Origin of the sequence: Enterococcus sp. DIV1421a, from assembly GCF_051711025.1 — a bacterium.
Lineage (GTDB): Bacteria > Bacillota > Bacilli > Lactobacillales > Enterococcaceae > Enterococcus_B > Enterococcus_B hirae.
Genome location: NZ_JBIOLU010000001.1, coordinates 807,723 through 834,616 on the forward strand (window position 1 = coordinate 807,723; position 26,894 = coordinate 834,616).

A 26,894-nucleotide genomic window follows, 5' to 3' on the forward strand; every position below is an offset into this window, starting at 1 on the left:
AAGGTGGTAGAAAGTGGGGGATTGTGGTAGACTAATTTTAGTTAGTGGAGAGATGGGGGTAGTTTCAATGTTCATGGGCGAATTTCGGCATAATATTGATACAAAAGGTCGTATGATCGTACCTTCAAAACTTCGTGAAGAGTTAGGTGAACAATTCGTTCTCACGCGTGGATTAGATGGCTGTCTTTTTGGCTATCCAATGAAAGAGTGGGCGAATTTAGAAACAAAACTGAACGACATGCCTTTAGCGAAAAAAGATGCTCGAACTTTTGTGCGTTTTTTTTACTCGGCGGCCACTGAATGTGAATTAGATAAACAAGGACGGATCAACATTCCCAGTACATTAAGAAACTACGCTGCTTTAACGAAAGAATGTGTTGTCATTGGTGTATCCAATCGAATCGAGATTTGGGATGAGGCACGATGGCAAGAATTTTCTGAAGTGGCAGCAGAAAACTTTGATGAAATTGCTGAAAATATGATTGATTTTGGACTATAAGAATAGGAAGAGGCTGACTAATGACTGAGACATTTCAACACTATACAGTCATGTTGAAAGAAACGGTAGATGGCTTGAACATCAAACCAGATGGCATTTATGTAGACTGTACACTAGGCGGTGCCGGACATAGTGAATATCTTTTGAGCCAATTAAATACAAACGGGCACCTTTATGCATTCGATCAGGATCAAAAAGCCATTGATCATGCAAAAGTACGGTTAGCCCCATACATTGAAAAAGGTATGGTTACTTTTATCAAAGCGAATTTTCGTGAATTAGAAGCAAAGATAAAAGAGCATGTTCCTCAAGTCGATGGTATTTTGTATGATTTAGGCGTATCTTCTCCACAATTAGATGAAGCTGAAAGAGGTTTTAGTTATCATCAGGATGCTCCTTTGGATATGCGTATGGATCAATCAGCACCTCTGTCAGCGTATGACGTTGTTAATGAGTATTCCTATAATGAATTAGTAAAAATCTTCTTTCGTTATGGCGAAGAAAAATTTTCTAAACAAATTGCTCGAGAAATTGAACGAGTAAGAAAAATCCATCCGATCCAAACAACTGGTGAATTAGTAGAAATCATTAAAGATGTGATTCCTGCACCAGCAAGAAGAAAAGGTGGACACCCAGCTAAACGAATTTTCCAAGCAATAAGAATTGCAGTAAATGATGAATTAGGTGCAGAAGAAGCTTCATTAGAACAGGCGATTCGGCTATTAAAAATCAATGGAAGAATCAGTGTAATCACCTTCCATTCATTAGAAGATCGGATTGTCAAAAGTATGTTCAAAGAATACAGTACCGTTCAAGATTTACCACCCGGATTACCGGTTGTTCCTGAAGAATTTCAGCCAGAGCTGAAGTTGGTTAATCGAAAACCGATTCTTCCATCAGAAGAAGAACTAAGTGAAAATAATCGATCACGTAGTGCAAAATTACGGATTGCTGAAAAAATACGAGTGAAAGAGGAGTAGCGTAATGGCAGAATTAAAAAAAGTCCAAGAATATCCATATGATTTACCAGAAGTGGTTGATCAACCAGAACAACAATTGCCAGATTCAAATCAAGAAATCGTACGCCCTCAATCACCGGCTAAACGCCTAAAACATATTTCTGTTTTAGAAAAATTAGCAGTAGTAAGTATTATTTTTTCAGTGATCGCACTATGTGTCTTGACAGTCATGTTACGAACAAATATTAGTGGTGTCGAAAAAGCAATCACAACGATTCAAACAGAGATCACTCAAAAAAACCAAGAAAAAACTAGTTTAGTACAGGAAAAAAATGAATTATCACGTACTGAACGAATCAAAAAAATCGCAGAAGAAAAAGGGTTGTCAATCAATGACGACAATTTAAGGAAAGTGAAGTAAATGAGTCTTAAAAATAAATTCCGGCGGTTTATGGAAAAGAAAAATCTAAATCCGACGAACAATCGCAAAAAAGTAGGTATCATTTTATTTGCTACGAGTATTGGATTGTTCTTTTTATTTGCCGTTCGTTTTTCTTATATCGTGATCGGTGGTCACGTGGCAGGAACCTCTTTGGCAGAAAAGACCGAACAACTTTACAAAGGGAGCGAGGTCGTAAAAGCAAAACGTGGAACGATCTATGATCGGAATGGGGTCGCTTTGGCAGAAGATGCCACTTCTTACTCAATCAAAGCAATCCTTTCAAAAACTTATACTTCTGGTGACAAAAAATTGTATGCCGAAGAAAAGAACTTTGACAAAATCGCCGAAATACTAAATAAAAATCTCTCTATAGAAAAGAACGATGCCTTACAAATCTTAAAAGATGGCGCCAAAAATAATCTATATCAAGTTGAATTTGGTTCTTATGGAAAAAATATCAGTCAAGAGACCAAACAGAATATAGAAGACGATATGAAGAAAGCAGGAGTAGTCGGTCTGTATTTTGAAGATCATCCCGCACGGATGTATCCTAACGGCGAATTTGCTTCCCACTTTATCGGCTATGCTGTTCCAGATAAAAATGAAAATGGCTTAGTTGGAAAGCTCGGACTAGAAGCTGCTTATAATGATATTTTAAGTGGTAAAAATGGGAAGATCGTTTACCAAAAAGACAACTACCAAAATCCTCTACCAGGAACAGTGGCAGAAGAAGTGAAAGCAGTTGACGGACAAGATATCTATACGACGTTGGATAGTCGTTTACAAAGTTATCTTGAAACGCTTATGGATCAAGTGAATGAAGAATACCAGCCAGAAGAATTAACAGCCATGTTGATGAAAGCGAAAACTGGAGAAATTCTAGCAATGGGTCAACGACCTACTTTTAATCCTGAAACAATGGAAGGCTTAACCGGCAAGGATGCTGTTTGGCGTAATTTCTTAGTGCAAGATAGCTATGAGCCTGGTTCAACTATGAAAGTCTTCACGACTGCAGCAGCGATCCAAGAAGGGAAATTCAATGAGAATGAAACGTACCAATCTGGGAAAATAAAAGTTGCTGACGCGACGATCAACGACCACGATTTTGGAGCAAAAGGAGTTCTTACGATGCGACAAGCGTTATCTTGGTCAAGTAATGTTGGGATGGTAATGCTGGAGCAACGAATGGGCGGTACTTGGTACAACTACCTACAAAAATTAGGTTTTGGTCAAAGTACTCATTCAGGTCTAGATGATGAAGTAAATGGTGCTTTGCCAACGGAAAATATCGTTGACCGCGCAATGAGTTCTTATGGGCAAGCGATTGGTGTTACAAATTTCCAAATGATGAAAGCTTTCACTTCCGTCGCAAATAATGGGACGATGATCCAACCACGCTACATCAGTAAAGTTGTAGATCCTGCAACGAATGAAGAGCGTACAACGCAAACGGAAGTTTTAGGGCAACCATTTTCAAAAGAAACGACCGAAAAAGTACGAGAATATATGCGTGACGTAGTTGAAAGCGAAAATTATGGTAGTGCATATGGGGTATATAGTGTGCCGGGTTATAATGTTTCAGCTAAAACTGGTACGGCACAGATTGCTTCTGATAAAGGTGGGTACCAAACTGGTGATACAGCATACTTATATTCCATCGTAGAAATGGTTCCATCTGAAGATCCAGAGTATGTTTTATACATTACGATGAAACATCCTAAGACTTACGATCGAATGGCTTTAGCTAAAATCGCTAATCCATTGATGAAACGTGCGATGGACTTCCAAGAAAGTGAAGAAGAAAATTCACCAGAAGCAAAAACAGAAAAAATCACTGTAGCAGATTACCGTAATCTAAGTGCTGATGTTGCCGCAGCAGATGCACAGAAAAGTGGATTGCAACCTATCGTTGTAGGTGATGGGAAAAAAGTGAAGAAACAATCTACTGCAAATGGAGATCAATTGATTTCTGGCGAAAAACTGATCTTGTATACAGGCGGAGAAAAGTTAATGCCTGATGTCACCGATTGGTCCAAAGCAGATATTATGAAGTTAGGGAAAATCTTAGGGGTTGAAGTCACCTTCCATGGCGATGGTTACTGTAAGGAGCAAAGTTTAGCACCCTATGAAAAAATCACTGATAAAAAATTAAGTTTTACATTAGAAGAATAAGAATAGAATTGGGAGAGAAAAAGAGTATGGAGTGGACACAAGCATTGATTCCTATCGTTAGTAGTTGTGCAATGACTATTGCAGCAATGCCACTATTTATTGGGTATTTTCAAATGAAAAAACAAGGGCAGGCGATTCGTGAAGAAGGACCAAAATGGCATAATGTAAAAGCCGGAACTCCAACGATGGGTGGATTGGTGTTTTTAGTTGCAGCAATATTAACCGGAATTTGGGTTGGCGCTTGGCAAAATCAGTTGACGCCTACTCTTTTCATCCTACTATTTGTTTTAGCTTTATATGGTGTGATCGGATTTTTAGATGATTTCATTAAAATCTTTAAAAAACGAAACATGGGGCTAAATTCTAAACAAAAACTGCTAGGGCAGATCATTGGCGGGATCATTTTTTATCTTGTCTATCGTTCAGAAGGCTATCCTGGTACGTTAAATTTCTTTGGAATAGAGTTGCCACTTGGACTATTCTATGGGGTATTTGCTATTTTCTGGCTTGTTGGTTTTTCAAACGCGGTTAATCTGACAGATGGGATTGACGGATTAGTTGCTGGACTAGGAACGATCTCTTTTGCAACGTACGGGATCATTGCTTGGCATCAACAACAATATGATGTCTTAGTTATTTGTTTAAGTGTGCTTGGTGGGTTACTTGGCTTTTTTGCTTATAATCGTAAACCAGCCAAAATATTCATGGGCGATGTTGGTTCTCTGGCATTAGGTGGATTATTGGCAGCAATTTCTATTATGTTAAACCAAGAATGGACATTGTTATTAGTTGGTTTGATTTATGTTATGGAGACAGCAAGTGTGATGCTTCAAGTTACTTCTTTCAAATTAACAGGAAAACGTATCTTCAAAATGTCTCCTATCCATCATCATTTTGAAATGTGTGGTTGGTCGGAATGGAAGATCGACATCATTTTTTGGTTAGTAAGTATTGTAACTTCTTTAATAACACTATGGTTCATTTGGTAGGAGATGACAGGAAATGAAAAAAATTTCAACATATGAAAACAAAAAAGTCCTTGTTCTTGGATTAGCGAAAAGTGGATTTAGTGCGGCCAAACTGTTACATGAGTTGGGCGCACTTGTCACTGTTAATGACGGAAAGCCGTTTGATGAAAATCCAGAAGCACAAGAGTTGCTATCACTGGGAGTCAAAGTGATTGCTGGAAGCCATCCGATTGAATTATTGGATGAAGAATTTTCTTTGATGGTGAAAAATCCGGGGATTCCGTATAGTCATCCATTTGTTCAAAAAGCACAAGAACTGGGTATTCCGGTAATTACGGAAGTGGAATTAGCTTACGAGGTAGCGGAATGTCCGATTATTGGGATTACAGGAACAAATGGTAAAACAACAACAACAACTATGACAGGCTTGTTATTGAACGCTGGTGATTTGCCAGGAACAGCTCGCCTAGCCGGGAATATCGGTTATCCAGCTAGTAGTGTGGCGCAAGAAGCAACAGCTGACGATAAAATCGTTATGGAACTATCTAGTTTCCAATTGATGGGAATCACTGATTTTCGTCCCCATGTAGCAGTAGTAACCAATATTTATGAGGCTCATATCGATTACCACAAAACGAGAAAAGAATATGTAAAAGCAAAATGGCATTTACAACAGAATATGACAGAGAAAGATTATTTGATCTTGAATTGGAATCAAGAAGAGCTAAGAGAACTCAGTAAAAAGACTAAAGCAACGGTGTTGCCTTTTGCGACGGAACAAAAACTACCTAAAGGTGCCTATTCTTTAGATGGTAGTATCTACTATAACCAAGAAAAAATCATGGATATTACAGAATTGGGTGTTCCTGGTTCACACAATGTTGAGAACGCACTAGCTGCCATCTCAGTTGCTAAATTATATGGTATCTCAAATGAAGCGATCAAAAATGCTTTACACCATTTCCATGGAGTACCGCATCGTACACAGTATGTGGGGGAATTCCAAGGAAGGAAGTTTTATAACGATTCAAAAGCAACTAATATTTTAGCTACTAAAATGGCATTAAGTGGTTTTCAGTTAAATCAATTAGTATTAATCGCTGGAGGTCTGGATCGGGGAAATTCATTTGATGAGTTGATACCAGCTTTAAAAGGCATCAAAGCGTTGATTACTTTTGGGGAAACTCAAAATAGATTAGCGGATGCGGGCAAGAAAGCAGGTATTCCTGTGATCAAGACAGCTGAAAACGCAGAAGCCGCTGTACCGATCGCCCTTGAATTGAGTGAAGAGGGTGATTCGATCTTATTGTCACCAGCAAATGCAAGTTGGGATCAATACCCTAATTTTGAAATTAGAGGCGAACGGTTTATGGAAGCTGTCAATAAACTAACTATACAAAAGTAGAAACGAGCGAGAATGAATGAAAATTTTGGTTACTGGTGGCGGAACTGGCGGGCATATTTATCCAGCACTAGCCTTCGTCAATTATGTAAAAACAAAAGAGCCGAATACTGAGTTTATGTACGTTGGAGCGCAAAGAGGCTTAGAAAATAAGATTGTTCCTGAGACCGGGATGCCTTTTCGTACGCTAGAAATACAAGGATTTCAGCGAAAACTTTCGCTACATAATCTGAAGACTATCCAACTTTTTTTAAAAAGTATTCGAGAAGCAAAAAAAATTTTAAAAGAATTTAAACCAGATGTGGTGATTGGGACTGGGGGCTACGTGTCGGGTGCAGTAGTCTATGCGGCATCTAAGTTAGCGATTCCTACGATCATCCATGAACAAAATAGTGTGCCTGGCATCACCAATAAATTTTTAAGTCGCTATGTGGATCGAATCGCACTTTCTTTTGAAGATGCTGCTCCATTTTTTCCTGCAGAAAAATCGTCTTTGATCGGTAATCCTCGGGCGCAAGAAGTTGCGGATATGGATAAATCGAAAATTTTAGCCACTTATGGACTTGATCCAGAGAAAAAAACAGTCTTGATTTTTGGTGGTAGTCAAGGGGCTTTAAAAATCAATCAGGCAGTGACAGAATTTTTAATGTCGTTCGATCAGGAATACCAGGTTCTGTATGCCTCAGGCGAACGCTATTATAAAGATATCCAAACGAAAGTTCCTGCTTGTGCCAATGTCAGCATACAGCCTTATATCAATAAAATGGCAGAAGTAATGGCATCAAGCGATCTATTGGTTGGTAGAGCAGGTGCGACTTCGATTGCTGAATTAACAGCTTTAGGTTTGCCAGCTATTCTAATTCCAAGTCCTTATGTGACGAATGACCATCAGACAAAAAATGCAATGAGCTTAGTCAAAAACAATGCAGCGAAGATGATCAAAGATGACGAATTAGATGGACGTTCCCTAAAACAAGCGATTGAAGAGATCATGACTAATGATCAATTACAAAAACAAATGTCTTTAGCTTCTAAACAGCAAGGAATCCCAGACGCATCAGAAAGAATGTACGAGCTAGTAAAATCATTAATTCAAAAATAAAGGTGGTGTGGTCTTAGTGAGTAAGAAAAAAAAGCCAGACAAGCTGCCAAATGAATCTGAGGGTGAACAAAATCTAACTCCTTGGCAAAAGGCCAACCGGAAATATTTGGCAGAACACGAAAAAAAGGAAGAACAAAAAGAAGAGCAAAAAGAAGAAAAAAATGAAAATACAAATGAGCCGGCAGCATCCACTTCCGCTACTAAAGAAGCAGACTCAGCGGAAGGTGAGAAGCAAGAAGCAACCGCTTCTGATCCAATGAAAAAAGGAGACTCTGAGCCATTTGAAAAAATTGAACAACCAAAAATTGGTAGTCCTTATAATGGCTCTTTTTTAAATCGGCTACCGAATCTGAAAAATCAACGAAATAAAGTTCTTTATCGAAGACTGACTTTTATTATTTCAATCCTAACGATCCCACTGATTTTTTTGATTTATTATGTTTCCCCTTATAGTCGACTGCAAGGGATAACAGTTTCAGGGAACCAAATGATTACGAGTCAAACAGCCATTGCCGACTCTCATTTGGCAATTGATGGAAATGTTTGGAGTCAGTATTTCCATAAAAACCAATATCTTGATACATTGAAAAAAGAACAACCAAGAGTAGAGAGCGCACAATTGCATTTTAAGTCAATCAATACTTTTGAGTTGGCTATCAAAGAATACAAAGAGATTGCTTTAGTGATGAAGGACGGCGAATATTTTCCTGTAATCGAAAATGGGAAAGTCTTAAAGGAAAAAGTAGCAAATCCGACTAAGAATTTACCAATTCTAGAGAATTTCACAGATAACGCCAAAATTAGTCAATTGGTTAAAGAATATAATCAATTAACTTCAGAATTACAAAAAGCAATTTCAGAAATCAAATATACACCAAAAGAGAGCAATAAAAATTTGATCCAACTAAATATGAATGATGGAAACCAAGTGATTGTCAATATTCAAAATCTAGCCAGTCAAATGAAATATTATCCACAAGTCGCTAAAGAGATGAAGGAAAAGGGCGTCATTGATATGGAGGTAGGGATTTTCTCTTATCCTTACAGTGAAAGCAAGAAGGAGAATGGCGGAGCAACAGATCCATCTGCGCAGACAAGTTCTACCGAAAATCTCACAGGACAATCGGGAGCATCAAGTGATCAGTCAGACCAATCTTCGGAATCAGTTGAGTCAAATCAAGCAGGTCAGTCAGAGAATACAAGTGAATCTAGCCAAATCGATGACAATTCAAGTTCATCGTCTTCAGATTTAACCGAAAATTAATAAAACAGCTTTAAAAAGTGATAATCTACTTTCTAAAAACCGGTAATTTATGGTAGAATTGAAGGCAGTGAATATATCTATTAAAGTATATTTAAAAACGGACGTTAGTTGTTCGCTTGTATATGGAATAGTAAGTAGGAGGGAATCCCGTTCATGGCAAAAACAGGAATGTATGTAGGCCTTGATATTGGAACGACATCTGTCAAAGTTGTCGTGGCTGAATATATCGACAGCCAAATGAATATTATTGGAGTAGGAAACGCAAAATCAGAAGGGATTAACCGCGGCATTATCGTTGATATCGATAAAACGGTCCAAGCGATACAACGAGCAGTAAGACAAGCAGAAGAAAAAGCAGGAATACAGATCAAAGGGGTTAGTGTTGGTCTACCAGCAAACTTGCTTGAAGTGGAAAATTGCCAAGGAATGATTGCAGTAAACGGGGATTCGAAAGAAATCACCGATGAAGATGTCAGAAACGTGGCTTCAGCTGCCCTTGTTCGTTCAATTCCTCCTGAACGTCAAATCGTATCAATTTTGCCACAAGACTTTACCGTTGATGGATTCGAAGGAATCAAAGATCCTCGTGGAATGATCGGTGTCAGATTAGAAATGTATGGCTTGTTATTTACTGGGCCAAAGACGATTGTTCATAATATCCGTAAATGTGTAGAAAATGCAGGATTGGTTGTCAATGAATTAGTCATTACACCATTAGCTTTAACAGAAACAATCCTTTCAGATGGAGAAAAAGATTTTGGAACGATCGTGATTGATATGGGCGGTGGACAAACAACAACAGCTGTTATGCATGACAAACAATTGAAGTTCACTAGTCTAGATCAAGAAGGTGGCGAGTTCGTCACAAAAGATATCTCGATTGTGTTGAATACGTCATTCAATAATGCTGAAGCGTTAAAAATCAATTATGGGGATGCTTATCCAGAACGTACTTCTGCAAATGAAGAGTTTCCAGTAGATGTGATCGGTCAATCTGAACCTGTCAAAGTGGATGAACGCTATTTATCAGAAGTGATTTCAGCCCGTATGGAACAGATTTTCAATAAAGCCAAAGAAGCGTTAGACCAAATCGAAGCACTAGAGTTACCTGGTGGTATCGTACTAACTGGTGGTGCTGCAAGCCTTCCAGGTGTTGTTGATCTGGCACAAGAGATTTTTGGTGTGAATGTTAAGCTATATGTACCTAACCAAATGGGACTTCGTAATCCAGTCTTTACTAATGTAATCAGCATCGTGGATTACTCAGCTAACTTGAGTGAAGTCTATCAATTGGCTAAAATTGCTGTGACAGGTGAAACAGTGGTCGCGCATCACACAACTGTAGAACAAGAAGTGACATCATATGATAATGATAGCTATGATGTTCCAGAAGAAACGGTCTACGACGAACCTGAACAAAAGAAATCAGACGAAGATGTAACAACTAAAATTAAAGGTTTCTTTTCAAAAATTTTTGATTAATTCATCCTGGGAGGAATAAAATATGGAATTCTCAATTGATAATAATATCAATGACGGCGCAGTAATCAAAGTCATCGGTGTCGGTGGCGGCGGTGGAAATGCTGTTAACCGTATGATTGAAGAAAATGTAAAAGGTGTTGAGTTCATCACTGCCAACACAGATGTCCAAGCATTGAAAAATTCAAAAGCTGAAACAGTTATCCAATTAGGACCTAAATATACACGCGGACTAGGTGCAGGCTCTCAACCAGAAGTTGGTCAAAAAGCTGCCGAAGAAAGTGAACAAGCTTTACGCGAAGCCTTAGATGGCGCTGACATGATTTTCATTACTGCAGGTATGGGAGGCGGAACTGGTACAGGTGCTGCTCCAATCGTAGCAGGAATTGCTAAAGAACTTGGTGCTTTAACTGTTGGTGTCGTAACTCGACCATTCACTTTTGAAGGACCAAAACGTGGCAGATTTGCTGCTGAAGGTATCGCACGTTTGAAAGAAAACGTCGATACATTATTGATTATCTCAAACAACCGTCTTCTTGAAGTAGTTGACAAGAAAACACCAATGTTAGAAGCTTTCCGTGAAGCTGATAATGTATTACGTCAAGGGGTTCAAGGGATCTCAGATTTGATTACAGCCCCAGGTTACGTTAACCTTGACTTTGCTGATGTGAAAACTGTTATGGAAAACCAAGGAACAGCGTTAATGGGTATCGGTGTAGCAAGCGGTGAAGAACGTGTGATCGAAGCAACGAAGAAAGCTATTTCTTCTCCACTTCTTGAAACATCAATCGATGGAGCTGAGCAAGTCTTGCTTAACATCACTGGTGGCTTAGACATGACTTTATTTGAAGCTCAAGATGCTTCAGATATCGTAGCAAATGCTGCTACAGGCGATGTTAACATCATTCTAGGTACATCAATCAATGAAGAAATGGGCGATGAAATCCGTGTAACGGTTATTGCAACGGGTATCGACGAATCAAAAAAGGAACGCAAGTCTAGTCGTCCGGCTAGACAAACACAAATGCAATCATCTACTCAAAAAACAGTTTTAGATATGGATCAAGCAAAACCAATCTCTGCTGAAGAAGAAAATAGCAGTTTTGGTGACTGGGACATCAGACGTGAACAAAATGTCCGTCCTAGAGTTGAAGAAACGAATTTTGAACCTATCGAAAAAAAAGAATTTGATACATTCAATCGTGAAGAAACAAAAGCAAAAGGTGACGATGAACTAAGTACACCACCATTTTTCCGTCGTAAAAAATAAAGGAGGAAGAGCACATGATTGCTGACAACTTGCTAAAAATCGAGCAAGAGATTCAGGACTCGTGTGCTCTTGTTCATCGTGATCCGAAAGAAGTCACACTAGTCGCTGTCACCAAATCAGTGGATTCTGCTACGGCAGAAAAATTGATTGAACAGGGTGTAAAAAACTGCGCAGAAAACCGCGTAGATAAATTGTTACAAAAAAAACAAGATTTAGTTAATTATCCTGATGTAAAGTGGCATTTAATTGGTAATTTGCAGCGTAGAAAGGTAAAATTGATTATAAATGAAATTGATTGCTTTCACGCATTAGACAGTTTGAAATTAGCAGAAGAAATACAAAAAAGGGCAACAAAACCCCTCGATTGTTTTGTGGAAGTGAATGTATCTGGTGAAGCATCCAAACATGGTTTTTCGCCAGAAGAGCTGGTTCCTTTTATCGAATCTTTAGTTGCTTTGTCTAAAATAAAAGTTGTTGGTTTAATGACGATGGCACCTAAAGAGGCTTCTGCTAAACAAATTCGCAAAGTATTTGGAACGCTGAAAGAATTGCGTGATCTTGTTCATTCGAAAGGTTTTTCGCATGCACCATGTACGGAATTAAGCATGGGAATGAGTCAGGACTTTCAACTGGCAATCGAAGAAGGTGCCACATTCATCCGTGTAGGAACAGCGCTATTCAAAGACGAGGAGGAACAATAATGCCACTTTTAAATAGAGGTGCGATTGCTAATTTTTTCGGATTAGCTGATGAGGAAGAGTACGAGGAGTATCCTGAAACATCTAAGCCGGCTGTAGCACAGCCTACAACAAAAAAGAAACCAATACAGCCAACACAATCTCAAATGAGCCAGCCAAGAGCTGTCTCAAAGCCACGTGCGCAACAAACAACACGTCCTGTTGCTCGTGAAAGTGTAGCGGCAAATGAAACAAAAAAAGTGATTGAATTACATCAAACACCAGCTAAAAAAACACGTAAAGAAGAAACAGCAAAAACTTCTTTTACACCTAAAACAAATTTAGCTGAAAAAATTACGGTCATGGAACCACGAGCTTATTCTGAAGCAATGGCTATTGCCAAACGAATCATTGCTGGTGAAGCAACATTAGTAAATTTCCATTTAGTAGAAGAAAAACAAGCGAGAAGAATCGTTGATTTTTTAACTGGCACTGTCTATGCATTAGATGGTGACATTAAGCGAGTAGGTGACGAGATTTTTCTATGCACGCCAACTGGAATGGAAATCGATAGTTCAACAGCACAATCTTTTGCAGACGTGAACCTATTTGACCTATAAGAGGAGGAACGACAATTTATATTATTTTTATATTACTTAATCTGCTGGGACGAGCAGCCTACTTTTACAGTTTTTTGTTAATGGTTTATGCACTTTTATCCTGGTTTCCAGGAGGATATCAATCAGGGATTGGTCGCTTTTTAGCAAAAATCTGTGAACCGTATATCCAGTTATTTGATCGGCTTCCACTTCGATTTGGTGGAATTGATTTTACGATTCTAGCTGCGATCTTGATTTTAAACTTAGCAGTACAAGGTCTTCAACATATCGTTTTATGGATAGTCATGGCAATTTATTAAAACGATCAAAGGAGTAGCTGATAGGAGGGGAAAATATGGACGCTAATGTTTATCAGCATTTCCGTGCAGATGAACGTTCTTTCATCGATTCAGTAGGTGATTGGATCGAACAGGTACAAGGGCAATATGCACCTTATCTTACTGCCTTTCTTGATCCAAGACAATCCTATATACTAGAGACGCTGATCCGTCAAGATAGTGAATTACACTTTTCATTTTATGGCGGTTATGAGCAAGCAGAACGGAAGCGATGTTTGATTTTTCCTGACTATTATGAGCCTACTGACGAAGATTTTGAGGTGTCACTTTATGAAATCCATTATCCGAGTAAGTTTGCTAGTTTGACTCATGGAAAAGTATTAGGTACATTGGTTGGTACAGGTATCAAACGAGCTTACTTTGGTGATATCATTTCTGATGGTGATCGCTGGCAAGTGTTCATTGCAAGAGAAGTTGAACAGTTTGTAGCAACGCAAGTAACAAAAATCGGCAAAGTCTCTGTTCGGATGGAGCCAATCAAGTATACGGAATTACTTGTGCCAAAAGATGGTTGGACACAAGAAAGAGGTACAGTGACTTCATTGAGACTAGACAGCGTGATCTCGGAGATTTATAATATTTCCAGACAGCGTTCGAAGCAGCTGATTGAGTCTGGAAAAGTAAAAGTAAATTGGACAGAAAATACACGCCCTGATTTTTTGCTTGAGTTATTAGATATCGTTTCGATCAGAGGATTTGGTCGAATCCAAATTCAAGAACTTGAAGGAAAAACTAAAAAAGAAAAATACAGGGTATTATTTGGTGTATTACGTAAATAAAACAAAAAGGTGGTTTACACATGGCTTTAACTCCATTAGATATCCAAAACAAAACATTCCCCACAAAAATGCGGGGATACAATCAAGACGAAGTAGATGATTTCTTAGATTTAGTTGTTCGTGACTATGAAGAAATCACGCAACGAAACCGTGAACTTGAAAAAGCAGTGAAACATTCAGAAGAAAAATTAGAATATTTCAATGAACTAAAAGATGCATTGAATCAGTCAATCATCGTGGCACAAGACACAGCGGATAAAGTTAAAACAAGTGCAAGTAAAGAGTCCGAAGTAATCGTGACATCTGCTCAAAACAAAGCGGATGAATTAGTGGCTACGGCTGAAAAACGTGCGCACCAATTAACGACAGATGCGGAAGAAAAAGCAAGACAAATCCTAACAGATGCAACTGAAAAAGCAAAACAGCTAGCAGTTGAAACAGAAGACTTAAAGAAAAAAACACGAGTTTTCCACCAACGAATCAGCTTGATGTTAGAATCTCAATTAGAACAAGTAAAAAGTCCAGAATGGGATGAAATTTTACAACCTTTCTCAAGCTATGTGTCAGATAGTCATGAAGTGATCAAAGAAGTTTTAGCAAAACAACTTGACAATGAAAATCAAACTGATGTAAACTCAGACACAGGCATCATGGAAGCACCAATGACTGCATTTGATACACAGGCGATCGATATTTCGATCATTCCTGGTGATGACGAAGAGTAGAACAGAAAAGCATTTTGTCATTCTTTTCAGCGAGCCGATGATAGTGGAAGTTCGGCAAGACCCTGCAAAGTGAAAGATCCTCTACGAAAATTGTTTCTGAAATAGGAGTAAGAAACAACGGTTGACCTCGTTATTGGTTTTTAAGAGTTACATGATCATGTAACTGAATTTGGGTGGTACCACGGCATGTTCGTCCCTTTGGATGAACATGCTTTTTTGTGTTCTTTAAAATGATGAAAGAAGGAGCGTAACTGGTTTATGAAAATGAAAGAAACCTTACAACTAGGTAAAACAAAATTCCCAATGCGTGGTAATTTGCCTAATCGTGAAGCGGATTGGCAAAAAGAATGGGAAGAAAATAAAATTTATCAAAAAAGACAAGAATTAAATGAAGGAAAGCCAAGTTTCATCTTACATGATGGACCTCCTTATGCAAATGGAAATATCCATTTAGGACATTCATTAAATAAAATCAGTAAAGATATCATTATCCGTTCAAAATCAATGTCAGGATTTCGTGCACCTTATGTTCCAGGTTGGGATACTCACGGTTTACCGATTGAACAAGTATTAGCCAATAAAGGGATCAAACGAAAAGAAATGACAATGTCAGAGTACTTAGAGAAATGTCGTGAATATGCCCTTTCACAAGTCGACAAACAACGAGAAGATTTCAAACGACTAGGAGTGGCAGGCGATTGGGAGCATCCATATGTCACGTTGGATCCTTCTTACGAAGCGGCACAAATCCGTGTTTTCGGTAAAATGGCTGAAAAAGGCTATATCTATAAAGGATTGAAACCAATCTATTGGTCTCCGTCAAGTGAATCTTCACTTGCTGAAGCAGAAATCGAATATAAAGATGTGAAGTCTCCTTCTATCTTTGTGGCTTTCAATGTGAAAGATGGCAAAGGGTTGTTAGATGAAGATACAGCTTTCGTTATTTGGACAACTACGCCATGGACATTACCAGCAAACCAAGGGATTGCAGTAAATCCAACTTATACGTACGTTTTAATCGAAGCAGATGGACGTAAATTTGTCGTTGCAAAAGATTTATTAGAAAAAGTTCAAACTGAAATCGGTTGGTCTGATGTTCAGGTGTTGAAAGAGATTGCTGGTCAGGAAATGGAATACATGACTGCTTGGCATCCGTTTTATGAGCGGGAATCATTAGTCATCTTAGGCGACCATGTAACTTTAGACGCTGGTACTGGATTAGTCCATACAGCACCAGGTCACGGGGAAGATGACTATATTGCAGGAAACAGATATAAATTGCCAGTAGTTTCTCCAGTAGATTCAAAAGGGGTTTATACAGAAGAAGCACCAGGATTTGAAGGGGTCTTTTACGACAAAGCGAATCCAATGATTACTGATTTGTTACAAGAAAAAGGTGCTTTATTAAAACTTGACTTCTTTACGCATAGTTATCCTCATGACTGGCGTACGAAAAAACCTGTGATTTATCGCGCTACACCACAATGGTTTGCATCAATCGACGATTTCCGACAAAATATTTTAGAGGAAGTAGAGAAAGTAGATTGGATCATTCCTTGGGGGAAAACACGTCTTTATAATATGATCCGTGATCGTGGCGACTGGGTTATTTCACGTCAACGTGCATGGGGTGTGCCATTGCCAATCTTTTACGCTGAAAATGGGGAAGCAATCATTACGCCGGAAACGATTGAACACGTAGCGCAATTATTTGCTGAACATGGTTCAATCATTTGGTTTGAGAAAGAAGCGAAAGATCTTCTTCCAGAAGGCTTTACGCATCCAGGATCACCGAATGGACAGTTTACGAAAGAGACAGATATCATGGATGTTTGGTTTGATTCAGGTTCTTCTCACGAAGCAGTCTTGCGTCAACGTCCAGAACTATCATTCCCAGCTGATATGTATCTAGAAGGTTCTGATCAATACCGTGGCTGGTTCAATTCAAGTATTACTACAAGTGTGGCAATCAATGGGGTTGCACCGTATAAATCTGTCCTTTCTCAAGGCTTCACTCTGGATGGCGAAGGGCGTAAGATGAGTAAGTCGTTAGGTAACACGATCTTGCCAGATAAAGTGATCAAACAATTTGGTGCGGATATCTTACGTTTGTGGGTAGCTAGTGTGGATTATGAAGCAGATGTACGTGTATCCATGGACATTTTAAGTCAAGTAGCAGAAGTTTACCGCAAAATCAGAAATACGATGCGCTTCTTGATTGCAAATACTGAAGACTTCGATCCACAAAAAGATACGATTTCATTTGAAGAATTACGTTCTGTAGATAAATATATGACTATCCGATTGAACGAAGTGATTAAAGAAATTCGTGAAGAAGGATATGAGAAATATAACTTCATGCACATCTATCGTACCGTAATGAACTTTTTAACAGTAGATCTATCTGCGTTCTATCTGGATTTTGCTAAAGATGTTGTTTATATCGAATCAGAAAATGATTACCAACGCCGTTGCATGCAAACTGTGTTTTATCAAACAGCAGTAGCTTTAACAAAATTATTAACACCGATTATTCCACATACTGCAGAAGAAATTTGGTCTTTCTTAAAAGAAGAAGAAAAGTTTGTTCAATTAAGTGAACTTCCAGGTTACCAAGAGTATCCAAATCAAGAAGAATTGATGGATACTTGGGCAGCATTTATGGACTTCCGTGATAAAGTGTTAAAAGCTTTAGAAGAAGCACGAAATAATAAATTGATCGGTAAATCTTTGGAAGCGAAGTTAACGATCTATCCAAATGAACAAGTTCGTGGATTGCTGACAGCTGTGGATGCGGATATTCCACAATTGTTGATCGTGTCACCAGATTACTATGAAGTGATGTCAGCTAACGCAGAAGTACCAGAAACTGCGGTGAAATTTGATGACGTAGCCATTTTAGTAGAAAAAGCTGACGGACAAACATGCGATCGTTGTCGTCAAATCCGCAAAGACGTGGGCGTTGATGAAAAATTACCACACTTATGTGGACGCTGTGCGCACATCGTTGAAGAAAACTATCCAGAAGCAGTGGCAGAAGGATTTGAATAAAAATTTGGTCATGTTTGGTGACTAAAGGAAAGTTATCTAAAAAACATCAAAGTTAGTAAGAATTACTAGCTTTGATGTTTTTCGTTTTAATAGAGTGATTTCATTATCCATATAGAGCCGAGAGGAGCCAAAAAGTCTGGGATATTAATCAGAACATAACTGATTAATATCCCAGACTCTTAATGTTAGTAAATTTTTACTTTTAAACGTTACACACAGCTAGTCTTCTAGCTTTCCACGATCACGGTACCAGCCATCTGGTTGCCAGATCCATTCAAACCCATCTTTTTCCAGCAATTCAAATGCAGCTTCTGGTCCCATTGTTCCAGCTTTATAATTAGGGAAGTCAGGTTCCACTTGATCCCAAGCTTTACGAATGACATCGACGATATGCCAAGATTGAGCAACTTCTTCCCAATGTGAAAAGTTTGTACCATCACCTTTTAAAGCATCTAAAAGCAGCTTCTCATAAGCTTCAGGACTGTTTTCAACCATTTCAGCGCTATTGCGGTACTCTAATCTTCTAAATTCAGTGTTAAACCCTTGTCCAACCTCTTTTCCATTTAATGTTAAAGAGAAACCTTCCGTTGGTTGGATATAAATCGTTAAAACATTTGGTGGTAATGTCCTATCTTCACAAGGTTCATCTTCGACCGAAGTTTTAAAAACATTGACTGGGACTTGTTTAAAGACGATATTGATCCGAGTTCCTTTTTCTGTCAAACGTTTCCCAGTGCGCACATAAAAGGGAACACCTGACCAGCGGAAATTGTCAATGACAAACTTCCCAGCTACAAAAGTTTCGGTAGTAGATTCAGGATCTACTTTATCTTCTTCACGATAGCCTTTAAATGTATTACCATCTAACTCACCAGGTGCATATTGCCCACGGATAAAGTTTTTTAATGCTTCAGATTTTTCATAGATTCGCACAGCTTTCAGTGCCTTGATTTTTTCTGCACGAATTTCTTTTTCAGAAAAGGCGACAGGAGGTTCCATCGCTAAAAGTGCTAGTACTTGTAGAATGTGGTTTTGGACCATATCTTTTAAAGCACCACTGTGATCATAGTAGCCACCACGATCTTCAACACCTAAAGCTTCACCGAATGTAATCTGAATATTATCGATATAGCGATTGTTCCATTGTGATTCAAAAATGTTATTAGCAAAACGAATTGCTGAGATATTTTGGATCATTTCTTTACCTAAATAATGATCAATCCTAAAAATATCTTGTTCAGGGAAGACTTGACGGATCTTTTCATTCAGCTCGAATGCAGATTGATAATCTGAACCAAATGGTTTTTCGATGATCAAGCGATTATAACCATTTTCAGTAACGATATGTTGCGATTTAAGATGAGAAACGATCGTACCGAAAAATTCTGGAGACATGGCTAAATAATAGATGCGATTGCCAGCTAATTGGTAGGTTTCATCTAAGCGGTCAGCTAGGTCTTTTAAAGTATTGTAGTGGGTAGAATCATTTACATCATGTGATTGATAGTAGAAATGACTAGCAAATTCTTTTGCTTCTTCTTCAGTCGGATTCAAGGACTGGATCGTCGAAGCGACCACTTCACGATAATGTTCATCGCTCCAAGGTCTACGAGCAGTACCGATTACTGCAAAATGTTTTCCTAGATTTCCTTTTTTATAAAGGCGGAACAAGGAAGGATACAATTTGCGTTGTGCTAAATCACCTGTACCACCAAAGATTGTAAATAAGACATTTTTTTCATTAGCCATATGGGTGTACTCCTTTATAATTTGTCGACAAAAATCGTACTGGCTGCTTTAAAGCTGACAGGGATTTTCTTTTGTTGATTTTGGATTGTGATCGGTCCTTCATAAGCGGCAACATCTACAATCTCATATTCTTCATCAATGTTTAAGTCAATCGTCACAAGATAGTCCAATAGTTCTTTTTCATCCAACACTCGAGCGATGCGAACTTTAGAACCAACTGGATAAGACTCTAATGTTTGTCTACGTTCTTCATGAACCACTTGTTCTTTTTTAGGAATAATTCCACCATGTGGACAGTGCATAGGATGATTCAAATAGTCTTCTAAATGGTCAGCAAGTTGTTCTGAAGTCACATGTTCCAACACCTCAGCATCATCATGGACTTCGTTCCAGCTATAATCTAAATGTTCGACTAAAAAAACTTCCCATAAACGATGTTTGCGAATCAAACTACTTGCCTTTTGTAAGCCAGTCTCCGTAAGTTGAACTCCTTGATAAGGAGAATGCTCAACGAGTTGTTCTTTCACAAGTTTGGAAATCATTTCGCTAACAGAAGCTGGGGACACAGCAAGACTGGAAACGATTTGTTTATTATTTACTTTTGTCGTGTCTCCGCCTAATTCCAAAATGATTTTCAAGTAATCTTCTCGATTTGGTGTCATGTTTAATCATCCTTTCATGGTATGAAACCATCATTAGTAAGTTTATCAAAAAAAACATCAAATGACTATTTTTCTAGACAAAAAACGTAAAATAAACGAAGAAATACAGAAAGGTAAATCAATGATGAAGGGAATGAAAAGAGTTTGGGATATAGGACTTGCTCTAAAAGTCGTTCAAGAAGTGGCTCTATCAAAAATAAGCCGAAGAATTCCAAAAACAGGAGGAGATTTTTGGAAATTCTTCGACTTATTTCTCAGAGTTAGCCGCTCTTGTCACACCCTCTTTTGAGGAACTATTTTGTTTTGTCAACGTATAAGAAGTATCGGATGATTCATCATAAAAGGTCGTATCACTGTATGATAGGATCAAATAAAAACCATATTGATCTCGCAAGACGAGTTGCTGTGGAGTTAGTTCGACCAATTCAGTTACTAAGGAGTGACCGTTGATAGATAAATCAAACGTTTCTGTGACCAGTAGTTGTTGTTTTTGTTGATTTTTATCTATAAAGATCCAGGTTCCATGATATTGCGTTGGATCAAAGTCTTTGGTGGTTGGCTGTTTCTTTTTCAGAAAGAATTTTCCAAATAAAATAGCAAAAAATGCAAGGATTCCATAAAGTGTTTTTTTACGTATCATACGATTGTCACTCCTAACCTCTTTTAATTCCAACGATCATTTTCTGTCAGTTTCATTGTACCTAAAAAAAATAAAGATTTCTCTAGGACTTTCGACTGGTTTTTCAAGAGTTTTTTGTGAAATTATGGTAGGATACATAGTAGGAAGAAAGGTGACCGTTTTTGAAGTACCAGCAAGTAGAAATCGCTTTTTTTATTGAACGACCGAATCGTTTCATCGCTCATTGCTTGAACCAACAAGGAGAAGTGATCGTAGTCCATGTGAAAAACACTGGAAGAGGTAAAGAAGTCCTGCTCCCAGGAGCGAAAGTAGCGGTTGCATATACACCTAGTTTAAAACGGAAAACAGATTATGATTTAATTGCTGTGAAAAAAGGGGATAACTGGTTCAATATCGATAGTCAACTTCCCAACCGTTTGGCATTAGAAGGAATTTTATCTGGAACAATCCAGTTGCCATCGTTGATCGGAAAAATCGTTAAGTTCAAGCGTGAAGTCCGCTATCGACAGTCCATATTTGATATTTATTTAGAAACAGATTCAGGACAAAAAGTGTTCGTCGAAGTAAAGGGAATGACTTTAGAAAATAAAGGAATTGGGGCGTTTCCTGATGCGCCAACGTTACGAGGTTTAAAACATGTGAAAGAATTAGTGGAAGCGCGACAGGAAGGCTATGAAACTTACGTGTTGTTTATCGCACAGTTTGAACACCTTCATCTGGCAACAATCAACGAAGCAATGCAACCGGAGTTAGCCAATATCATACGCTACGGACAGTTAAACGGCGTGAATGTTTTAGCCTATAATTGTCAGGTAACAGCGGATTGTGTCAATTTGAAACAAGCCATACCATTTGATGTAGAGGCATCGTTTGAAGACCCGAATAAATAGAAAGAAGGTAAATGAAATGATCAATTTAGGAATTATTGGTACCAACTGGATCACCCATCAATTTGTGCAAGCAGCATTAAGCACGAAACAATATGAATTAACAGCAGTTTATTCGAGACATTTAGAAAAAGCACAAGAATTTGGCGCCAAGTATGAGGGAGATATTGCCTATGCGACAGATTTAGAAACTTTTTTTGGTCTGGAACATCTTGATACGGTATACATTGCTTCACCTAACAGCCTGCATTTTCAACAAGCAAAACAAGGCATTTTAGCAGGGAAAAATGTCATTGTTGAAAAACCGGCATTTAGTACGCCTAAAGAAATGGATGAGATCATTCATCTAGCGAATGAGAAAAATGTTTATTTTTTTGAAGCTGCACGAAACATCCATGAAGCAGGATTCAAAAAAATTGCTGACTATCTTCCATTGAAAGATGAGATCCTCGGTGCCAACTTTAGTTATATGAAATATTCTTCTCGTTACGATCAAGTACTAGCAGGAGAAGTACCAAATATTTTCTCTACCCGTTTTTCTGGTGGTGCGCTGATGGATCTGGGCGTTTATCTCGTTTATGCTACGATAGGATGGTTTGGGATGCCTTCAGAAGTTCACTATTTCCCACGGAAAATCTCAACTGGTGTTGATGGATTAGGTTGGGGGATCTTGCGTTATGAGACCTTTGATGTCACGATTCAACCTGGTAAAATCGGGGATTCTTACTTACCTTCAGAAATCTACTTTAATTCAGGAACATTAGTCATGAATGGGGTCAATGCGATTGAAAAAGCAGAGTTCCATGATCGAGAACATCAGGAAATTGATGCATTAGCAATTACCGCAGCTGAAAATCCCATGGCAGAAGAGGCAGCTGATTTTGCCAATGTGATCAATCATCCAAACGATCCAGCTTGGGGATTACGATATGAAGAATGGATCGAACTTGCTCGCAATGTGAACCAAGTAGTTTACGATCTTAGAATAAATGGTGGCATCAAATTTGATGCCGATAATGAGGACGATTTTTAAAATGAATGAATTTGTAAAAAACTTTCCACAAGCTTGGCAAGAAAAATGGCAGGAAAAGGGATTTCAAACACCCTCTCTGATCCAACAGGCTGCTTTTCAACCGCTTAAAGAAAAAGAATCAATTATTGGTATTTCACCAACCGGCTCAGGCAAAACATTAGCTTATCTTTTACCTTTGCTGCTGAATGTCCCTAAAGAGGGGGGAAGTACTTTACTAATCCTTGTTTCTTCGCAAGAATTAGCAATTCAAGTCGCAGAAGTGGCTCGTGAGTGGTCAAAAGGATTGGCATTAAAAGTCCAATCACTTGTGGGCGGAGCTAACGTCAAAAGGCAGATCGAAGGTTTGAAAAAACGACCAGAAGTCTTAGTAGGGACTCCTGGACGGGTGCTGGAATTGATGAAGACCAAAAAATTAAAAGCTCATCAGTTGCAAACGATTGTTTTTGATGAAGCAGATCAATTGTTTGATGAGGGGAATCGTTCATTAGTGGAACAAATTTTGCGACAAGCCCCTGTGGACTATCAATTAGTATTCTTCTCAGCAACAGCTGATCGCTCAATCAGTAAAATTGAAGAAATCACAAAGGCTTCCATCCCAGTTGTTGATGTCACAAAAGACGATGACTCTAGAAAAGGTCAGCAACATTACTATTTAAGGATACCACCTCGTAAAAAAGAAGAGTATTTAAGACGGCTTGCTTATGTCACAGATTTTCATGGACTAGTCTTTTTCAACCAACTCAATGAATTAGGGACAATGGAAGAAAAATTACAATTTCGTGGTGTTTCAGTTGGCAGCTTAGCTTCCGATCAAAATAAATTGTTACGTAAAGCAGCACTTGATCAATTCAAGAATAAAAAAATCACGATGTTGTTCACGACTGACGTAGCAGCCAGAGGATTAGATATCGAACAATTACCTTATGTTGTGAATGCCGAAATTCCCTTAACGGAAGAAGCTTATCTGCATCGTTCAGGGCGAACCGGACGGATGGGGAAAGACGGAACCGTGATCACGTTCGTGCAAGATCATACAGTTAAAGAGTTGAAAAAATTAACACGTCATATGGCGATTGATATGGAAGAGATTTTTCTTCATGGTGGACAATTAGTCAAAGAATTGCCACAAAAAGAACTCTCACAAAAAGAAGAAGCCAATGACAAAAACACAAAAAAAAATGCTCCATTTGGTCCTTCGAAAAAAGAACAAGTTGAAAAAAATAGTACGCCAAAGAAAAAGCTTAAAAACAAACAAAAAAAGCAGAAAAATAAAGGAGCAAGGCGCAAATAAGCGCCTTTTTGTGTTATTATATTGAAAACGCAATCAGCGTTATTTGAGGATAGTGGGGGATTGTATGAACGAAAGACAAGAAGAAATATTGGATCTATTGCATGAGAAACAGCAAGGATTGACGGCAAGTGATGTGGCAAAACATCTAAAAATCGATCGAAGTAATGCAAGTCGATATCTCAGCGATCTCTATAAAGACCGCTATATTATCAAAAGTTCCGGCAGACCAGTCGTCTATTCATTGCCTCCGCAAAAAACAGCCTCTGACAAAGTTCACGTTGATGCATCGACCCAAGTGACGTTTGATACACTAGTTGGTGAAAATGATTCTTTGAAAGTAAGCATCCAGCAAGCTAAGGCAGCCATATTATATCCTCCTCGAGGATTGCATACAATCATTTTTGGTGAGACAGGAACGGGTAAATCGATGTTTGCAGAATGTATGTATCATTTTGCGATTGATTCTGAAATGCTCTCAGAAGATGCACCTTTTGTTTCATTTAACTGTGCGGATTATGCGCAGAATCCACAGTTACTGTTTGGACATATTTTTGGAATCAAAAAAGGAGCTTATACTGGGGCATCGCAAGATAGTCAAGGGTTGATTGCGAAAGCGAATGGTGGGATCTTGTTTCTTGATGAAATTCATCGTTTACCACCAGAAGGACAAGAAATGTTGTTTACTTTTATTGATAAAGGGTTCTATCGTCCGTTGGGAGAAAGCGCCCACGTCCATGAAGCATCTGTTCAGATCATTGGAGCAACCACCGAGTCATCCGAAAGTTTTTTGACAACCTTTAATCGCCGAATTCCTATGGCAATCACATTACCAAATCTGGCTTCTCGTTCATTAGATGAACGTTATGAAATCATTTCTTTATTTATCAAACAAGAGGCCAATCGTTTGAATCAACGTATTGATATCGAAAAAGAAGCCATTTTGGCATTTATGCTTTATGATGCAGAAGGAAATATCGGACAAGTCAAGCGTGATTTGAAATTAGTGTGTGCGAAGTCATTTTTACATTATCGGACACATAATGAAGAAAAACTGATTATTCGTAAAGAAGAACTGTCTCTCCAAGTACAAAAAGGGTTATTGAAAATCAAAGAAGTACCTGAACGTTTGGATCGCTTTATGGATAGTAAGAGTCAATACCTGACTTTTGAGCCTGGTTTTGCTGATGTTGTTTGGTCACAAGATCCAGAACGAAACATGCAGGTCTATAATGATATCGAAGAAAAAATGCTTTCTTTATCAGAAACGGGTGTCGAAAGTATTGATTTAGAAACTTTGATCTCGAAAGATGTGGATGCTTATTTCCAAACTTATGTCAAAGAGTTGACAAAGAGTACGATTCCAAAAGATCTGTTGCCAGATGACATTTGGCGGTTAACCAACGAGTTATACGATGTTGCAGAAGCTAGGTTGGATCGAATCTACAATGAAAAAGCTCGATTTGCCTTTGCCCTTCATTTGCAAAGTACATTGGATCGGGTCAAAGAAGGACACATGATTGTTCATCCTGATCTCAACAACGTACGCAAAAATTTTAAAAAGGAATTTCAAGTAGCCATTGATTTATCTACGATCATTGAAGAAGAACAACAAATTGAAATTCCGTTTGACGAAATTGGTTTTATCAGTATGTTTCTTTCCATTAATCTTGGCGAAAGTGAACCAGTAAAAGAAAATAAAGTTGAGGTCTTAGTTTTGATGCACGGCAGACAAACCGCCTCAAGTATGTTGGAAATGGCGCAAGAATTATTAGGAACGAAATTAGGTACAGCATTTAATATGCCGTTAGCCATGGAAGTCCAAACGATGTATGAAGAAGTGCTGGCTTATGTTCAAAATCGTCAGGCAAGTCTGACGAATGGATTGATCTTACTGACGGATATGGGTTCTTTAAATACCTTTGGTGACTTGATTTTTGAAGAGACTGGAATCAAAACGAAAGCAATTACAATGAGTAGTACGATGATCGTGATTGAGGCATTACGGATGGCGAATGTTGGTCGGAGCTTGGAAGATATCTATCAAAGTATCCAGATATCCTTTGAAACGATCGTCAAGGACCAATTCAAAGAAGAACAAACTGAGACCTATGAACGTAAAAAAGCGGTGATCGTTACTTGTTTTACTGGGGAAGGTGTAGCAGCTAAATTATACCAGCGGATTGTTCCTGTAATCGACCAGAAAAAGGTCGAAGTGATCCAAATGCAGTTTTTAGAACGAGAATCATTTAAGCGACACATTGATGCATTATTAGAAGAATATGAGATCAAAGCCATTGCGGGCACGGTAGATGTGGATTACCAAAATATTCCGTTTTTCTCAGCGTATGATGTCTTCAACGATGAGAAATTGAATATGCTCAAGCGGATCGCTGATGATGAAGTTCCAACTGCCAAAATTGTTGATTCATTAAAAGATTCTTTAAATTCGATTTCTTCGGTAGAGCTTTTGATCCATTCTTTACAAAAAAACATCCAGCAAATCCAAACGGATCTCTCAATTATAGTAGAGCCAGGAGTAGATATTGGGATCGTGATTCATTTAGCCTTTTTACTGGATGGACTGATCAAGCATGAGAAGACCCGAGAATTTGAGAATCTGTCTACTTTCTCAAAAATTTATCGTTTAGAAATGGACATCGTTCGAACGAATCTTATTGGATTGGAACGGAAATATCAGGTGAATATCCCAGAAAATGAGATTGCCTTCTTAACGCAAATGTTTATTGAAAATAAAATTAAAAAATAAAACACACTAATCTATTTTTTTACACAGATATCATCAGTGTGCGCACAGAAAAGAAGGACCAAAGGCTATGAAAACGCTATTTTGGTTCTTTTTTTGTTTGGCATGCTTCTTGCATTAT

At 38.3% G+C, this 26,894-nt stretch carries 23 protein-coding genes and 1 other annotated feature; of the genes, 20 read left to right on the forward strand and 3 right to left on the reverse strand.

What is annotated here, in order from left to right; genetic code table 11:
* The first annotated feature begins 67 nt into the window (after positions 1-67).
* From mraZ to ileS, 16 genes are all read left to right on the forward strand, one after another.
* Positions 68-499 carry a division/cell wall cluster transcriptional repressor MraZ gene (gene mraZ, locus IGK21_RS03840; protein ID WP_014834189.1) on the forward strand — a complete coding sequence of 144 codons (432 nt, stop codon included), beginning with the start codon at positions 68-70 and terminating at the stop codon, positions 497-499.
* 20 nt (positions 500-519) lie between these two features.
* Positions 520-1,479 (forward strand): 16S rRNA (cytosine(1402)-N(4))-methyltransferase RsmH, encoded by a 960-nt coding sequence (gene rsmH / locus IGK21_RS03845; RefSeq protein WP_034698806.1) that lies wholly within the window; start codon positions 520-522, stop codon positions 1,477-1,479.
* A 4-nt stretch (positions 1,480-1,483) separates the two neighbouring features.
* Positions 1,484-1,879 carry a cell division protein FtsL gene (gene ftsL, locus IGK21_RS03850; protein WP_010719782.1) on the forward strand — a complete coding sequence of 132 codons (396 nt, stop codon included), beginning with the start codon at positions 1,484-1,486 and terminating at the stop codon, positions 1,877-1,879.
* Positions 1,880-4,072: a penicillin-binding transpeptidase domain-containing protein gene (locus tag IGK21_RS03855; RefSeq protein ID WP_010719781.1), complete on the forward strand. Its 2,193-nt coding sequence runs from the start codon at positions 1,880-1,882 to the stop codon at positions 4,070-4,072.
* Positions 4,073-4,098: 26 nt separating this feature from the next.
* On the forward strand, positions 4,099-5,061 hold the full coding sequence (gene mraY, locus IGK21_RS03860) for a phospho-N-acetylmuramoyl-pentapeptide-transferase (protein ID WP_010719780.1): 963 nt from the start codon (positions 4,099-4,101) through the stop codon (positions 5,059-5,061).
* A gap of 13 nt (positions 5,062-5,074) precedes the next feature.
* Positions 5,075-6,445, forward strand: coding sequence for a UDP-N-acetylmuramoyl-L-alanine--D-glutamate ligase (gene murD, locus IGK21_RS03865; RefSeq protein WP_034698808.1), 1,371 nt, complete (start codon positions 5,075-5,077; stop codon positions 6,443-6,445).
* A 16-nt stretch (positions 6,446-6,461) separates the two neighbouring features.
* Complete coding sequence (gene murG, locus IGK21_RS03870) at positions 6,462-7,544, forward strand: undecaprenyldiphospho-muramoylpentapeptide beta-N-acetylglucosaminyltransferase (RefSeq protein ID WP_010738199.1); 1,083 nt, start codon at positions 6,462-6,464, stop codon at positions 7,542-7,544.
* 16 nt (positions 7,545-7,560) lie between these two features.
* Entirely contained in the window at positions 7,561-8,808 is a 1,248-nt protein-coding gene (locus tag IGK21_RS03875; RefSeq protein ID WP_161651877.1) for a cell division protein FtsQ/DivIB, read from the forward strand.
* A gap of 153 nt (positions 8,809-8,961) precedes the next feature.
* Positions 8,962-10,290 carry a cell division protein FtsA gene (gene ftsA / locus IGK21_RS03880; protein ID WP_010719776.1) on the forward strand — a complete coding sequence of 443 codons (1,329 nt, stop codon included), beginning with the start codon at positions 8,962-8,964 and terminating at the stop codon, positions 10,288-10,290.
* Positions 10,291-10,312: 22 nt separating this feature from the next.
* A complete protein-coding gene (gene ftsZ / locus IGK21_RS03885; RefSeq protein ID WP_010719775.1) occupies positions 10,313-11,557 on the forward strand; it encodes a cell division protein FtsZ in 1,245 nt (414 codons plus the stop codon).
* A gap of 14 nt (positions 11,558-11,571) precedes the next feature.
* The gene (locus IGK21_RS03890; protein ID WP_010719774.1) at positions 11,572-12,258 is read left to right on the forward strand and encodes a YggS family pyridoxal phosphate-dependent enzyme; all 687 of its coding nucleotides are present in this window, start codon (positions 11,572-11,574) and stop codon (positions 12,256-12,258) included.
* Positions 12,258-12,854 (forward strand): cell division protein SepF, encoded by a 597-nt coding sequence (locus tag IGK21_RS03895; protein WP_181914853.1) that lies wholly within the window; start codon positions 12,258-12,260, stop codon positions 12,852-12,854. Before IGK21_RS03890 ends, IGK21_RS03895 begins: the two co-directional genes overlap by 1 nt.
* Before the next feature lie 29 nt (positions 12,855-12,883).
* Positions 12,884-13,153, forward strand: coding sequence for a YggT family protein (locus IGK21_RS03900; RefSeq protein ID WP_181915170.1), 270 nt, complete (start codon positions 12,884-12,886; stop codon positions 13,151-13,153).
* Between the two features lie 35 nt (positions 13,154-13,188).
* Positions 13,189-13,971 carry an RNA-binding protein gene (locus IGK21_RS03905; RefSeq protein ID WP_181914854.1) on the forward strand — a complete coding sequence of 261 codons (783 nt, stop codon included), beginning with the start codon at positions 13,189-13,191 and terminating at the stop codon, positions 13,969-13,971.
* Positions 13,972-13,991: 20 nt separating this feature from the next.
* Positions 13,992-14,696, forward strand: coding sequence for a DivIVA domain-containing protein (locus tag IGK21_RS03910; RefSeq protein WP_010719771.1), 705 nt, complete (start codon positions 13,992-13,994; stop codon positions 14,694-14,696).
* Positions 14,680-14,897: a binding site (T-box leader), on the forward strand. Its footprint overlaps the gene before it by 17 nt.
* A gap of 57 nt (positions 14,898-14,954) precedes the next feature.
* Positions 14,955-17,747: an isoleucine--tRNA ligase gene (gene ileS, locus IGK21_RS03915; RefSeq protein ID WP_181914855.1), complete on the forward strand. Its 2,793-nt coding sequence runs from the start codon at positions 14,955-14,957 to the stop codon at positions 17,745-17,747.
* Positions 17,748-17,966: 219 nt separating this feature from the next.
* Here the strand turns inward: ileS and zwf are convergent, their stop codons facing one another.
* The 3 genes from zwf to IGK21_RS03930 form a co-directional block, all read right to left on the reverse strand.
* Positions 17,967-19,496 carry a glucose-6-phosphate dehydrogenase gene (gene zwf, locus IGK21_RS03920; protein WP_010719769.1) on the reverse strand — a complete coding sequence of 510 codons (1,530 nt, stop codon included), beginning with the start codon at positions 19,494-19,496 and terminating at the stop codon, positions 17,967-17,969.
* Positions 19,497-19,510: 14 nt separating this feature from the next.
* Positions 19,511-20,158 (reverse strand): metal-dependent transcriptional regulator, encoded by a 648-nt coding sequence (locus tag IGK21_RS03925; RefSeq protein WP_010719768.1) that lies wholly within the window; start codon positions 20,156-20,158, stop codon positions 19,511-19,513.
* A 247-nt stretch (positions 20,159-20,405) separates the two neighbouring features.
* Complete coding sequence (locus tag IGK21_RS03930; RefSeq protein WP_096709304.1) at positions 20,406-20,798, reverse strand: DUF4828 domain-containing protein; 393 nt, start codon at positions 20,796-20,798, stop codon at positions 20,406-20,408.
* A 161-nt stretch (positions 20,799-20,959) separates the two neighbouring features.
* Here IGK21_RS03930 and sfsA point away from each other — a divergent pair, with 161 nt between their 5' ends.
* The 4 genes from sfsA (at position 20,960) to IGK21_RS03950 (ending at position 26,776) form a co-directional block, all read left to right on the forward strand.
* Entirely contained in the window at positions 20,960-21,688 is a 729-nt protein-coding gene (sfsA, locus tag IGK21_RS03935) for a DNA/RNA nuclease SfsA (RefSeq protein ID WP_096709303.1), read from the forward strand.
* Positions 21,689-21,704: 16 nt separating this feature from the next.
* Complete coding sequence (locus IGK21_RS03940; protein WP_010738192.1) at positions 21,705-22,718, forward strand: Gfo/Idh/MocA family protein; 1,014 nt, start codon at positions 21,705-21,707, stop codon at positions 22,716-22,718.
* A 1-nt stretch (position 22,719) separates the two neighbouring features.
* Positions 22,720-24,009 carry a DEAD/DEAH box helicase gene (locus IGK21_RS03945; RefSeq protein ID WP_181914856.1) on the forward strand — a complete coding sequence of 430 codons (1,290 nt, stop codon included), beginning with the start codon at positions 22,720-22,722 and terminating at the stop codon, positions 24,007-24,009.
* Between the two features lie 64 nt (positions 24,010-24,073).
* Positions 24,074-26,776, forward strand: a complete 2,703-nt coding sequence (locus IGK21_RS03950; protein ID WP_181914857.1) for a sigma 54-interacting transcriptional regulator — start codon at positions 24,074-24,076, stop codon at positions 26,774-26,776.
* Positions 26,777-26,894 lie beyond the last annotated feature (118 nt).

Coding starts and splice junctions, on each gene's coding strand:
- mraY (WP_010719780.1), top strand. CDS start 4,099: ATGGAGTGGACACAAGCATTGATTCCTATCGTTAGTAGTTGTGCAATG.
- IGK21_RS03855 (WP_010719781.1), top strand. CDS start 1,880: ATGAGTCTTAAAAATAAATTCCGGCGGTTTATGGAAAAGAAAAATCTA.
- IGK21_RS03890 (WP_010719774.1), top strand. CDS start 11,572: ATGATTGCTGACAACTTGCTAAAAATCGAGCAAGAGATTCAGGACTCG.
- ileS (WP_181914855.1), top strand. CDS start 14,955: ATGAAAATGAAAGAAACCTTACAACTAGGTAAAACAAAATTCCCAATG.
- IGK21_RS03945 (WP_181914856.1), top strand. CDS start 22,720: ATGAATGAATTTGTAAAAAACTTTCCACAAGCTTGGCAAGAAAAATGG.
- ftsL (WP_010719782.1), top strand. CDS start 1,484: ATGGCAGAATTAAAAAAAGTCCAAGAATATCCATATGATTTACCAGAA.
- IGK21_RS03930 (WP_096709304.1), bottom strand. CDS start 20,798: ATGATACGTAAAAAAACACTTTATGGAATCCTTGCATTTTTTGCTATT.
- IGK21_RS03910 (WP_010719771.1), top strand. CDS start 13,992: ATGGCTTTAACTCCATTAGATATCCAAAACAAAACATTCCCCACAAAA.
- ftsZ (WP_010719775.1), top strand. CDS start 10,313: ATGGAATTCTCAATTGATAATAATATCAATGACGGCGCAGTAATCAAA.
- murD (WP_034698808.1), top strand. CDS start 5,075: ATGAAAAAAATTTCAACATATGAAAACAAAAAAGTCCTTGTTCTTGGA.
- murG (WP_010738199.1), top strand. CDS start 6,462: ATGAAAATTTTGGTTACTGGTGGCGGAACTGGCGGGCATATTTATCCA.
- IGK21_RS03925 (WP_010719768.1), bottom strand. CDS start 20,158: ATGACACCAAATCGAGAAGATTACTTGAAAATCATTTTGGAATTAGGC.
- IGK21_RS03895 (WP_181914853.1), top strand. CDS start 12,258: ATGCCACTTTTAAATAGAGGTGCGATTGCTAATTTTTTCGGATTAGCT.
- IGK21_RS03950 (WP_181914857.1), top strand. CDS start 24,074: ATGAACGAAAGACAAGAAGAAATATTGGATCTATTGCATGAGAAACAG.
- ftsA (WP_010719776.1), top strand. CDS start 8,962: ATGGCAAAAACAGGAATGTATGTAGGCCTTGATATTGGAACGACATCT.
- IGK21_RS03905 (WP_181914854.1), top strand. CDS start 13,189: ATGGACGCTAATGTTTATCAGCATTTCCGTGCAGATGAACGTTCTTTC.
- zwf (WP_010719769.1), bottom strand. CDS start 19,496: ATGGCTAATGAAAAAAATGTCTTATTTACAATCTTTGGTGGTACAGGT.
- mraZ (WP_014834189.1), top strand. CDS start 68: ATGTTCATGGGCGAATTTCGGCATAATATTGATACAAAAGGTCGTATG.
- rsmH (WP_034698806.1), top strand. CDS start 520: ATGACTGAGACATTTCAACACTATACAGTCATGTTGAAAGAAACGGTA.
- IGK21_RS03940 (WP_010738192.1), top strand. CDS start 21,705: ATGATCAATTTAGGAATTATTGGTACCAACTGGATCACCCATCAATTT.